Source organism: Kitasatospora sp. NPDC004614, from assembly GCF_042873675.1.
In the GTDB taxonomy this organism is placed as follows: domain Bacteria; phylum Actinomycetota; class Actinomycetes; order Streptomycetales; family Streptomycetaceae; genus Kitasatospora.
Window position 1 is genome coordinate 42,232 of record NZ_JBIALR010000019.1, and the last position, 11,852, is coordinate 54,083.

The 11,852-nt window shown below is 71.2% G+C and carries 9 protein-coding genes and 1 other RNA gene; all 10 read left to right on the forward strand.

Annotation, left to right across the window (positions count from 1 at the left end; translation table 11 throughout):
- Positions 1-234: 234 nt before the first annotated feature.
- The 10 genes from ftsE to ACFYST_RS29655 all read left to right on the forward strand — a co-directional run bounded on the left by ftsE (position 235) and on the right by ACFYST_RS29655 (position 11,724).
- Entirely contained in the window at positions 235-924 is a 690-nt protein-coding gene (gene ftsE, locus ACFYST_RS29610) for a cell division ATP-binding protein FtsE (RefSeq protein ID WP_387647574.1), read from the forward strand.
- 11 nt (positions 925-935) lie between these two features.
- The gene (gene ftsX / locus ACFYST_RS29615) at positions 936-1,844 is read left to right on the forward strand and encodes a permease-like cell division protein FtsX (protein WP_387647572.1); all 909 of its coding nucleotides are present in this window, start codon (positions 936-938) and stop codon (positions 1,842-1,844) included.
- 43 nt (positions 1,845-1,887) lie between these two features.
- A complete protein-coding gene (locus ACFYST_RS29620) occupies positions 1,888-3,009 on the forward strand; it encodes a S41 family peptidase (protein ID WP_387866769.1) in 1,122 nt (373 codons plus the stop codon).
- Between the two features lie 44 nt (positions 3,010-3,053).
- On the forward strand, positions 3,054-3,530 hold the full coding sequence (gene smpB, locus ACFYST_RS29625; protein ID WP_387647568.1) for an SsrA-binding protein SmpB: 477 nt from the start codon (positions 3,054-3,056) through the stop codon (positions 3,528-3,530).
- 104 nt (positions 3,531-3,634) lie between these two features.
- Positions 3,635-4,903 (forward strand): alpha/beta hydrolase, encoded by a 1,269-nt coding sequence (locus ACFYST_RS29630; protein WP_387647566.1) that lies wholly within the window; start codon positions 3,635-3,637, stop codon positions 4,901-4,903.
- Between the two features lie 77 nt (positions 4,904-4,980).
- Entirely contained in the window at positions 4,981-6,267 is a 1,287-nt protein-coding gene (locus tag ACFYST_RS29635; RefSeq protein ID WP_387866772.1) for an alpha/beta hydrolase, read from the forward strand.
- Between the two features lie 90 nt (positions 6,268-6,357).
- Positions 6,358-6,736: a transfer-messenger RNA gene (gene ssrA, locus ACFYST_RS29640) on the forward strand.
- A gap of 169 nt (positions 6,737-6,905) precedes the next feature.
- Positions 6,906-9,206 carry a HelD family protein gene (locus ACFYST_RS29645; protein WP_387866773.1) on the forward strand — a complete coding sequence of 767 codons (2,301 nt, stop codon included), beginning with the start codon at positions 6,906-6,908 and terminating at the stop codon, positions 9,204-9,206.
- Positions 9,207-9,527: 321 nt separating this feature from the next.
- Entirely contained in the window at positions 9,528-11,003 is a 1,476-nt protein-coding gene (locus tag ACFYST_RS29650) for an NAD-dependent malic enzyme (RefSeq protein ID WP_387647559.1), read from the forward strand.
- Between the two features lie 439 nt (positions 11,004-11,442).
- Positions 11,443-11,724, forward strand: a complete 282-nt coding sequence (locus tag ACFYST_RS29655) for an HU family DNA-binding protein (RefSeq protein WP_014136004.1) — start codon at positions 11,443-11,445, stop codon at positions 11,722-11,724.
- The last annotated feature ends 128 nt before the right edge of the window (positions 11,725-11,852 follow it).

Consider the following 11,852-nt stretch of genomic DNA (forward strand, 5'->3'; position numbering starts at 1 on the left):
ACGTGCCGGAGGCGGCTTCTGTTCCGACTCCCTACCACTCTGCCAGGTTCCGGACACCTGGGCCCCCGGAGGGGAAGGGTTATCGAGCTGTGACGTAGCTCGCAATTTCGGGTCCGAACCGGAACCGAAGCAGACGAAATCCCCATGGGTAGCCGCCCGGTTACTGCGGGTACGCAAGGGCATCGCGTAAGGTCACTGGCTCCGATCCACCTAGGATGGCCCCGTGATGCAGCCGTGATCAGATTCGACAACGTCTCCAAGACCTATCCCAAGCAGAACCGTCCGGCCCTGGACAACGTCTCGCTGGAGATCGAGAAGGGCGAGTTCGTCTTCCTGGTCGGCTCGTCCGGTTCGGGCAAGTCGACGTTCCTGCGCCTGTGCCTGCGCGAGGAGCGCCCGTCCACCGGCGAGGTGCACGTCCTCGGCAAGGACCTGGGCAAGCTCTCCAACTGGAAGGTGCCGCACATGCGGCGCCAACTGGGCACCGTCTTCCAGGACTTCCGCCTGCTGCCGAACAAGACCGTGGGGCAGAACGTGGCGTTCGCCCTGGAGGTCATCGGCAAGCCGAAGAGCGCCATCAACAAGGTGGTGCCCGAGGTGCTCGACCTGGTCGGCCTCGGCGGCAAGGAGGAGCGGATGCCCGGCGAGCTGTCGGGTGGTGAGCAGCAGCGTGTGGCGATCGCCCGCGCGTTCGTGAACCGTCCGATGCTGCTGATCGCCGACGAGCCCACCGGCAACCTCGACCCGCAGAACTCGGTCGGAATCATGAAGCTGCTGGACCGGATCAACCGGACCGGCACCACCGTGCTGATGGCCACCCACGACCAGGCGATCGTCGACCAGATGCGCAAGCGCGTCATCGAGCTCGACAAGGGTCTGCTGGTCCGTGACCAGGCCCGCGGCGTCTACGGCTACCAGAGCTAGAAGAGAGAAGCATGCGCGCCCAGTTCGTTCTGTCGGAGATCGGCGTCGGTCTCCGCCGCAACCTGACCATGACGATCGCCGTCGTGGTCAGTGTCGCGCTCTCGCTCGCCCTCGCCGGTGCCTCGCTGTTGGTCCGCGACCAGGTCAACTCCATGAAGGACTACTGGTACGACAAGGTCGAAGTCAGCATCTACTTCTGCGCCAAGTCGGACCACAACTCCGCCCAGTGCGCGGCCGGCGCGGCCACCGAAGACCAGATCAGGGACGTCAAGGCCGACCTGGACAAGCGCACCGAGCTGGTGCAGAGCGCGACCTTCGAGAGCTCGCAGGAGGCGTACCAGCGCTTCAAGGCGTCCAACCCGGACAACCCGCTGCTCGCGGCGGTCGGTCCGGACGCGCTGCCGGCGTCCTGGCGGGTCAAGCTCAACGACCCGACCAAGTACGACGTGATCCAGAGCGCCTACGCCGGCAAGCCCGGCGTGAAGTCGGTCGAGGACCAGCGCAAGATCCTGGAGAACCTGTTCGGCCTGCTGCGCGGCCTGCAGACCGCCGCCTTCGTGATCATGGCGCTGATGCTCTGCGTGGCGCTGCTGCTGATCGTCAACACCGTCCGGGTGTCGGCGTTCAGCCGGCGCCGCGAGACCGGCATCATGCGGCTGGTCGGCGCCTCCAACTTCTACGTGCAGATGCCGTTCATTGCGGAGGCCGCGTTCTCCGCGCTGCTCGGTGCGGGCCTGGCCTCGCTGCTGCTTCTGGGTGGTCACTTCTTCGTCCACGGGTGGTTGGCGAAGAAGGTGCTGTTCATCAACTTCATCGGCCTGTCCTCGGTGCTGGCGGTCATTCCGCTGCTGGTGGTGGTCGGTATGGCGATGGCCGGCATCGCGGCGTTCTTCACCCTGCGCAAGTACCTGAAGGTCTGACGGGCCGTCGGCAGCGCCCGCCGGTGGCCCTACACTCGCTGGCATGCCGACAGCTCCACGTGTACGCCAGGGGATGACCCTCGGCCTGGTGTTCGGCGCCGTGCTGTTCGCCGGAGCCGCTTCCGGGGCCTGGGGCGAACCGATCGGTTCGCCCCGGGCCCCTTTGTCGTCCGACGGGGTCCGCGGCGCGGACCTGTCCGGGGCCGACCTGAGCCCGCAGGAGGCCCGGCAGCTGGTCGGCGCCAGCGGCGACCGGTGGGCGGCCTACCTCAGCCCGCAGCAGTACCGGGACTTCACCGGCGGCCGCTACCCGGGCGTCGGACTGACCGTCGAGCGCAGCGCCGACGGCCCCACCGAGGTGGCCGAGGTGCTGCCCGGCTCGCCCGCCGCCCGGGCCGGCATCGCCGCGGGCGACCGGCTGGTCAGCGTGGACGGCGTCCCGGCCGCTCAACTGCCGGTCACCGAACTGGTGTCCCGGCTGCGCGGCGGCCCGGCCGGCAGCGAGGTCGTGGTCGGCGTGCAGGACGGCGACGGGCCGGTGCGCGAACTCGGCCTGACCCGGGCCGAACTGGCCGCCCGTGAGGTCGAGACCGACCGCCCCAGCCCCGGCGTGGCGCGGATCGCGGTGCACGCCTTCACCAAGGGCGTGGCCGGCCAGGTTCGGGCCGCCGCGGCCGGTGCCCGCGGCGTGGTGCTGGACCTGCGCGGCAACTCCGGCGGCCTGGTCGAGGAGGCCGTCGGCGTCGCCTCGGCGTTCCTCGACGGTGGCCCGGTGGCCAGCTACCAGGCGCGCGGCGAGCACCGCGAACTGACCGCCACCCCCGGCGGCGACACCGCCGTCCCGCTGGTGGTGCTGGTCGACGGCGGCACCATGAGCGCCGCCGAACTCCTGGCCGGCGCCCTGCAGGACCGCTCCCGGGCCGTCCTGGTGGGCGAGCGCACCTTCGGCAAGGGCACCGTCCAGCAGCCCAGCACGCTCGCCGACGGCTCGGTGCTCGAACTCACCGTCGGCCGCTACCAGACCCCGGCCGGCCGCTCCCCGGACGGCACCGGCGTCCAGCCCGACGTTCCCGCCCCCGCCGGCGACGACACCGGCACCGAGAACCTCGCCCTGCGGGTGCTGGACGGGCTGAGCCCCGCCCCCGAACCGTCCGGCGCGCCGTAAAGGGGCTGCCGAGGGCGCCCCCGAGGTGCGAGAATGACGGAGCTATGGCAAAGGAAACGGGCAAGAAGCTGGTCGCGCAGAACAAGAAGGCGCGGCACGAATACACCATCCTCGACACCTACGAGTGCGGAATGGTGCTCACCGGAACCGAGGTCAAGTCGCTCCGCGAGGGCCGGGCCAACCTGGTCGACGGCTACGCGTACATCCAGGGCGGCGAGGCCTGGATCGACAACGTCTTCATCCCCGAGTACACCCAGGGCACCTGGACCAACCACTCGGCCCGCCGCAAGCGCAAGTTGCTGCTGCACAAGATGGAGATCCGCAAGCTGGAGTCCAAGGCCAAGGAGACCGGCCACACGCTGGTCCCGCTGTCCCTGTACTTCAAGGACGGCCGCGCGAAGCTCGAAATCGCCCTCGCCGTCGGCAAGAAGCTCTACGACAAGCGGCAGACCCTGCGCGAGCGCCAGGACCGCCGCGAGTCCGACCGCGCCGTTGCCGCGGCCCGCCGCCGGCAGGGCTGAGGGCGCCGCCAGGAGCGGTTGACTGCACGTCAGGTAAACAGTACCTCCCGGTCGTACGCGGACAGTTGGGGCCTGCGCAGTTGGGGCTTGCGTACGATCTGTGGGTGGAGATCTCACTGCTGAGCGGTTGGCTGCCCTGGACCTTGCGGATACTTGCCCTGGCGGCGGCCGCGGTGGCGCTGTTCCGGGTCAGTCCGTTCTGGTTGCGCCGCAGACTTCCCTGGGTGGCCGGAGGCGCGGTCGCGCTGACCGCGCTGCTCGCGCTGTTGGCCAAGGTGTTCGGGGACATCGACGACCCGCTGCCGTTCGGCCTGTGGTTCTGGCTGTGCTGCGCCCTGCTCGCGCTCGGCAGTCTGGCGGCCGGCGTCCGCAACTCCGAGTGGTGGAACCTGGCCGCGGTGCCGGTGGCCGCCGGACTGTCGATGCTGTGCGCCGCCAACTCGCTGAACATCTCGACCGGTTACTACCCGAGCGTGGACGCCGCGCTGGGCGACCTGTCGGGCGCGCCGGTGCCGCAGGAGATGAGCCTCGAGGAGGCCCTCACCACCGTCGGCAAGGCCACCGAGGGCCGGGTCGTCGTGGTGGACATCCCCGCCGACGCGAGCGGCTTCAAGCACCGCCGCGAGAAGGTCTACCTGCCGCCGGCCTGGTTCCGCAGCAAGACGCGGCCCAAGCTGCCCGTGGTGGAGATGATCGGCGGCCAGTTCGCCGCCCCCGACAACTGGATCCGGGCCGGTGAAGTCGTCAAGACCGCCGACGACTTCGCCGCCGCGCACAACGGCTACGCCCCGATCCTGGTGATGGTCGACGCCACCGGCGGCTTCAACGTCGATACCGAGTGCGTCAACGGCGCCCACGGCAAGGCCGAGGACCACCTGGTCAAGGACATCCCGCCGTACATCACGAAGACCTTCGACACCGCCACCGGGCCGCGCTCCTGGGGCGTGGTCGGCTGGTCGATGGGCGGCACCTGCGCCGTCGACCTCGGCGTGGTCCACCCCGAGGTGTTCGGTCACTTCGTCGGCATCTCCGGCGACATGGGCCCCAACCTCGGCGGCAAGCAGACCACCATCAACCAGCTGTTCGGCGGCGACGTGGCCGCCTGGGAGGCGCACGACCCGGCGACGGTGATGGCGAAGGCGAAGAAGGACACCTACCAGAACTCCAGCGGCATGTTCATGGTCGGCTCCGAGGAGACCGAGGCGCACCGCAACACCGCCCAGGAGCTCGACAAGCTCTCGAAGGCCGCCGGCCTGAAGACCAGCGTGCAGATCCACCCCGGCAAGCACGACTGGCAGTTCGGCGCTTTCGCGTTCCGGGAATCGCTGCCCTGGCTGGCCAAGGAACTCGGCGTGCCGGGCACCGGCAGCTGACCGGCGGCACTGTCGCAGCTTCGTCACCGTCCACCCGGATGGCGCGGTGCCGCCGCTCGGGCGCCTACCATCCCGGGGTGGACATCTCGTTGTTGGACGGCTGGTTCCCGTGGACGGTGCGCGCGCTCGCCGTCGCCGCACTGCTGGCCGCGATCGGCCGGCCCGGACGCCGCTGGTGGCTGCGCCGGCTGCCGGTGGCGGTCGGCGCGGCGGCCGGCGCGGCGGGGCTGCTCGCCGTCGGGGTGCTGGAGCTGTCCGGGATCACCGACCCGCTTCCCGCCACGCTGTGGGTCTGGCTGGGCGTGGCACTGCTCGCCGCCCTGGTGCTGGTGGCCGGCTGGCGCGGGGCGCGCTGGTGGCACCGGGCGGCGGTGCCCGTCGCGATGCTGGCGGCGGTGCTGGCCGGGGCGAACACGCTGAACGCGGCGACCGGCTACTACCCGACGCTGGGCGACGCGGTCGGTGAACTCTCCGGCTCCCCGGTGCCCGACCAGATGAGCCTGGACCAGGCGCTGCAGACCACCGGCCGCACCGGCACCGGCCGGGTGGTCGCGGTGGACGTCCCCGCGGTGCCGAGCGGCTTCGCGCACCGGCAGGAGCTGGTGTACCTGCCGCCGGCCTGGTTCCGCAGCAAGACGCGGCCCAAGCTGCCGGTGGTGGAGATGGTCGGCGGCGAGTTCGCCGCCCCCGACAACTGGGTGCGGGCCGGCAACGCGGTGAAGACCGCCGACGCCTACGCGGCCAAGCACAACGGCTTCTCCCCGGTGCTGGTGTTCGCGGACGCCACCGGCGGCTTCAAGGTCGACACCGAATGCGTGGACGGCCCGGCCGGGAACGCCGCCGACCACCTGGTCAAGGACCTGCCGAAGTACGTCGAGAAGACCTTCGACACGTCCGCCGACCCGAAGAAGTGGGCGATGGCCGGCTGGTCGATGGGCGGCACCTGCGCGATCACCCTGACCGCCGCCCACCCCGAGGTGTTCGGCCACTTCCTGGACATCTCCGGCGACCTCGGCCCGTACATCGGCGACAAGCAGCAGACCATCGAGAAGCTGTACGGCGGCGACGCCGCCGCCTGGGCCGCCTACGACCCGCAGACCGTGCTGGCCGCGCACCGCGGCAAGTACAAGGGCGTCACCGGGATGTTCGACGTCGGCGACCAGGAGAGCGGGCAGCTCGCGCACGCCAAGCAGCTGGAGGCGGCGGCGGGGAAGGCCGGGCTGACCACCCGCCTGAACGTCGAGCCCGGGCGGCACGTCTGGCAGTTCGCCGCCGGCGCCTTCCAGCGCCAGCTGCCGTGGCTGGCCCAGCAGTTGGGTACTCCGGGGGCGGCCGCGAAGAACCCGCCGGCCGCCGCTCGTTAATGCGCTGGACCCTTGACGCGCCGCCCGAGTACTATGGCAGCGCATCACCCGGAGGGCCTCGCCCGCCGGTGCTGTTTGTCAAATCAACATGGGGATGATCGGTTTCGACAGTGGCTGTCGAAACAGGAGAAGCGAGCCGAGGAACGCGGCAATGATCTCGTAAACCATCTGTCGCAAAAATATAATCGCCAACTCTAAGCGCGATTCCCAGCAGTTCGCTCTCGCAGCCTGATCTGCGAAAGTGAATGGGTGTCAGCCCGGGGCGTTCCCGACCCGGATCCTGGCATAATCTAGGGAACTCAACCTTCCACTCCGGTCACGGGGGTGGCGGGGAAATCAAACAGTGGCTGGGCCTGTTGGCGGCTTGTCCGCGTGACTGCCAGGGCCGAGAAACTCACAGCGGACTGCGCTCGGAGAAGTCCTGAATCCTCTCCACTGGACCCGGGTTCGATTCCCGGCATCTCCACCACCCCATGTGCATCGCAGAGCCGTCCTCCACCAGGAGGGCGGCTCTCGTGCGTTCCGGGCCGGTCCCCGGTCCCCGGTCCGGGCGTCGGTGGGCGGGGGTCCTCGTCCGCGGAACAGTTCATCCCGTAAGATCGTCCGTCCGCCTTTTTCTCCGCACCTCTGGGGGCTCCTTGGGCGCGCACGGCTCTGCCGAGCACCACACCGATACTCTCCGCGACCGCGAGATCGCGGAGGAGCAGCAGCATCTCGACACCGTCTACCAACGGCTCGAGGAGAAGCTCGCCGAGGCGGAGTACATCCTGGAGGACGCCGCGAAGCGCGTGCAGGTCGGCACCCCCGGCGCACTCGCCGAGCGCGACGCCCAGGTGTACCGCGCCGGCGCGCACCTGCAGCGGCTGAACAACGAGTTCGAGGACTTCCTCTTCGGGCGCATCGACCTCCAGCAGGCCGACGCCCCCGAGGAACACGGGATTCCCTCGCAGACACCGATGGACCCGGCCGACCCGGCGGTCGCCGAGAGCCTGCACATCGGCCGGCTCGGCGTGCTCGACGCCGAGTTCGGCCCGCTGGTGATCGACTGGCGGGCCCCGGCGGCCGCACCCTTCTACCGGGCCACGCCGCTGGAGCCGGGCCGGGTGATCCGCCGCCGGGTGATCCGCTCCAAGGGCCGCAAGGTCATCGGCGTCGAGGACGACCTGCTGCGTCCCGACCTGACCCCGACCCTGGACGGCGAGGAACTCGCCGTGGTCGGCGACGGCGCGCTGATGGCGACGCTGGGCCGGGCCCGCGGTCACACGATGCGCGACATCGTCTCGTCCATCCAGAAGGAGCAGGACGAGGTGATCCGGGCGGCCGCCGCCGGCGCCACCCTGGTCACCGGCGGCCCCGGCACCGGCAAGACCGCCGTCGCCCTGCACCGCGCCGCGTTCCTGCTCTACCAGGACCGCCGCCGCTACGCGGGCGGCATCCTGGTGGTCAGCCCGACGGCGCTGCTGGTCTCCTACACCGAGGGCGTGCTGCCCTCGCTGGGCGAGGAGGGCCAGGTGGCGATCCGCGCGGTCGGCAGCCTGGTGGACGGCATCGAGGCGGCCCGCTACGACAGCCCCGAGGTGGCCCGGATCAAGGGCTCCTCGCGGATGGTGCAGCTGCTGCGCCGGGCCGCCCGGGCGGCCCTGGAGCTGGGCGCGCCGACCGAGCTGAAGGTGTTCGCCCGCGGCCAGGCGCTGCGGCTGGACGCCGGCCGGCTGAAGACCGTGCGCGGCAACGTGGTGGGCGGCGGCGGCACCCCGCTCAACCTGCTGCGCCCGCGCGCCCGCCGCCTGCTGCTGGACGCGCTCTGGTCGGAGGCCGTGCGCGACCTGCCGAAGCCGGTCAGCCACGGCGAGCGCGAGCAGCGCCAGGAGGAGCGCGAGTCCTTCGACGAGTACGTCTCCGACGAGGCCGCGTTCCTGAACTTCCTGGACGCCTGGTGGCCGGCCGTCACCCCGCGCCGGGTGCTGGCCACGCTGCGCCAGCACCGGCACACCAACCGGATCGCCCGCCGGGCCGTCACCCCGGAGGAGGCCCGCCTGCTGGCGGCGTCCTGGCGGCACCTGGACGACCGCGGCGCCGGCGACCTGTCGGCGCACGACGTGGCGCTGGTCGACGAGCTGCAGGTGCTGCTCGGCGAGCCGGCCCGGCCGAAGGTCCGGGAGGTCGACGCGATCGACCTGCTGACCGGCCTGGAGGAAGTCACCACGTACGGCGAGCGGGCGTACGGGCGGCGCGAGCGCGAGCGGATTCCCGAGGAGCGCCGCGAGTACGCGCACGTGATCGTGGACGAGGCGCAGGACCTCACGCCGATGCAGTGGCGGCTGATCGGCCGCCGCGCCCGGATGGCGACCTGGACCATCGTCGGCGACCCGGCGCAGTCGTCCTGGCCGTTCCCCGAGGAGGCGCAGGCGGCGATGGGCGAGGTGCTGGCGGGCAAGCCGCGCCGCCGGCACACGCTGACGGTGAACTACCGCAACCCGGCGGAGATCGCCGAGGTGGCGGCGAAGGTGCTGGCGCTGGCCGCGCCGGGCACCCCGTCGCCGAGCGCGGTCCGGGCCACCGGCGTGCACCCGCGGTTCGCGGCGGTCCGGGACGCCGGCGCGGAGTCCTTCGGCAAGGCCGCCCGGGCCGAGCTGGAGCGGCTGCTGTCCGAGGTGGACGGCACCGTCGCGGTGGTCGTCCCGATGGACCGCCGCGCGGAGGCCGCGTCCTGGACCGAGGGACTGGGCGACCGGGTGGTGGCGCTGGGCAGCCTGGAGGCGAAGGGCCTGGAGTACGACGCCACGGTGGTCGCCGACCCGACCGGCATCGCCGGCGAGTCCGAGGCGGGCCTGCGGGTGCTGTACGTGGCGCTGACCCGCGCCACCCAGCGGCTGACGGTGCTGTCCGGCCCGGACGACCTGCCGGACGCCGCCGGAGTCCCGGCCCTGCTGAAGTAACGCGAAGGCCCCCCACCAGGAGGTGGGGGGCCTTCGTGAAGCTGAACACCGACCCGCCATGCTCGCCTCGCGGCAAGTGGTCCCTCGAAGGGACGAAGGTTGGGCCCGGGGGCTTGGATCGAGCCGGTGCCGTTCCAATGTAACGCATCGGCGCCCACGGGCAAGGAGGCCCTCTGCCCGGGCCGTGCGGGTTTGTCGGATCCGCACACTCAATGAACGTTATTTCTGGGAAGCACCCGGTAGGTGCGACGATCGATACCTAGCATGCTGCGCGATTACCAGGCCGGTCACGGTCTGCTGATTCTAGGAAGAAGGACGTCGATGGCGACGGTGCCCAGTGTCTCGAACTCGATCACGGTCCGGTTGGAGGTGCCGGCCACCGGCAACGCGGTGAGCTCCATCACCACCGCGGTCGAGTCCTCCGGCGGCTCGGTCACCGGCCTCGACGTCACCGCCTCCGGCCTGGAGGCGCTGCGCATCGACGTCACCGTCGCGGCGTCCTCGGTGGCGCACGGCCAGGAGATCGTGGAGAAGCTCCGCACGATCGACGGCGTCACCATCGGGAAGGTCTCCGACCGTACGTTCCTGATGCACCTCGGCGGCAAGATCGAGATGTCCTCGAAGCTGCCGATCCGCAACCGTGACGACCTCAGCATGATCTACACCCCGGGTGTGGCCCGGGTGTGCATGGCGATCGCGGAGAACCCCGAGGACGCCCGCCGCCTGACCATCAAGCGCAACTCGGTCGCCGTGGTCACCGACGGTTCCGCGGTGCTGGGCCTGGGCAACATCGGCCCGAAGGCCGCGCTGCCGGTGATGGAGGGCAAGGCGGCGCTGTTCAAGCGCTTCGCGGGCATCGACGCGTGGCCGCTGTGCCTCGACACCCAGGACGCCGACGAGATCGTGGCGATCGTCAAGGCCATCGCCCCGGGCTTCGCCGGCATCAACCTGGAGGACATCTCCGCGCCGCGCTGCTTCGAGATCGAGGCCCGGCTGCGCGAGGCGCTGGACATCCCGGTCTTCCACGACGACCAGCACGGCACCGCGATCGTGGTGCTGGCCGCGCTGACCAACGCGCTGAAGGTGGTCGGCAAGGAGATCGGCGAGATCCGCGTGGTGATGAGCGGCGCCGGCGCCGCCGGCACCGCGATCCTCAAGCTGCTGATGGCCGCGGGCGTCGCGCACGCCACCGTGGCGGACGTGCAGGGCGTGGTCCACCTGGGCCGCGAGGACCTGAACGAGAACCTGCGCTGGATCGCCGAGAACACCAACCGCTCCGGCCGCACCGGCACCCTCAAGGAGGCGGTGGCCGACGCCGACGTCTTCATCGGCGTCTCCGCCCCGAACGTGCTGGACGGCGACGACCTGGCCACCATGGCCAAGGACGCGATCGTCTTCGCGCTGGCCAACCCCGACCCGGAGGTCGACCCGGCGGTGGCCCGGCACACCGCCGCGGTGGTCGCCACCGGCCGCAGCGACTTCCCCAACCAGATCAACAACGTGCTGGTCTTCCCGGGTGTCTTCCGCGGCCTGCTGGACGCCCAGTCCGCCAGCGTCGACACCGAGATGATGCTGGCCGCCGCCCGCGCGCTGGCCACCACCGTCACCGACGACGAGCTGAACGCCAACTACATCATCCCCAGCGTCTTCCACCCGGGTGTCGCCAAGACCGTCGCCGCGGCCGTCCGGGACGCCGCCGTGGCGGCCCGTGGCGGCGCGGAGGCGGCCCCGGCGAAGCCCACCCCGGGCATCGTCGGAACGCTCGACACCGCCGCGTTCCCGGCCGTTCAGCTCTGAGCCGGTGAGCGCCCGGTACGGTCGCCGCGGCCGGATTGCGGCGAACGTGCCGGATCCCTTGCGACACAAGGGAAAGGGGCGTGTTTGGGCTTGTCGGTGCCAGGGCGTACCGTAGCCCTGCGACGGGGTGGCGTGTCCGACAAGTACGGAACGTCCCCAGTTGTGCCACGGCGTGTCGTCCCGGCCGCCGCCCGCCCCGGCCACCCCGGAACCGACGGAGCGTCACACCTCTGTCCGGCGGACGCTGTTCGGGTCAACCACGCCGGTACCCGATTGGCTTTCTCAGTGCCGGTCGAGGCAGGATTCGTACCCAGGCGGGCAGTTTGCGGCGCTTCGCGGTGCGAGCCCGGCCCCTGACCACCCCTCGCCTGAACGAGCACCGTGCCGCGGACCGGCCATGCCTCCGCGTACGGCAGAGCAACAGACCACAGGAGTACACATGAACCGCAGTGAGCTGGTGGCCGCGCTGGCCGAGCGCGCCGAGGTGACCCGCAAGGACGCCGACGCCGTGCTGGCCGCCTTCGCCGAGATCACCGGCGAGGTCGTCGCCAAGGGCGACGAGAAGGTCACCATCCCCGGTTTCCTGACCTTCGAGCGCACCCTGCGCGCCGCCCGCACCGCCCGCAACCCCCAGACCGGCGAGCCGATCCAGATCGCCGAGGGCTTCAGCGTCAAGGTGAGCGCCGGCTCGAAGCTGAAGGAAGCCGCGAAGGGCAAGTGACCCTCCGCTGAACGCACCGGTGGCCGGCCCCCCCCCCGGGGGGGGGGGCCCCCGGGGGGTGGGGGGGGGGGGTCAGGGGGGGCGCGGGGCCCCCGCCCCCCCCGCCCCCCCCGGGCGCGCGGAGTTGG

Coding starts and splice junctions, on each gene's coding strand:
- ftsX (WP_387647572.1), top strand. CDS start 936: ATGCGCGCCCAGTTCGTTCTGTCGGAGATCGGCGTCGGTCTCCGCCGC.
- ACFYST_RS29620 (WP_387866769.1), top strand. CDS start 1,888: ATGCCGACAGCTCCACGTGTACGCCAGGGGATGACCCTCGGCCTGGTG.
- smpB (WP_387647568.1), top strand. CDS start 3,054: ATGGCAAAGGAAACGGGCAAGAAGCTGGTCGCGCAGAACAAGAAGGCG.
- ACFYST_RS29650 (WP_387647559.1), top strand. CDS start 9,528: ATGGCGACGGTGCCCAGTGTCTCGAACTCGATCACGGTCCGGTTGGAG.
- ACFYST_RS29655 (WP_014136004.1), top strand. CDS start 11,443: ATGAACCGCAGTGAGCTGGTGGCCGCGCTGGCCGAGCGCGCCGAGGTG.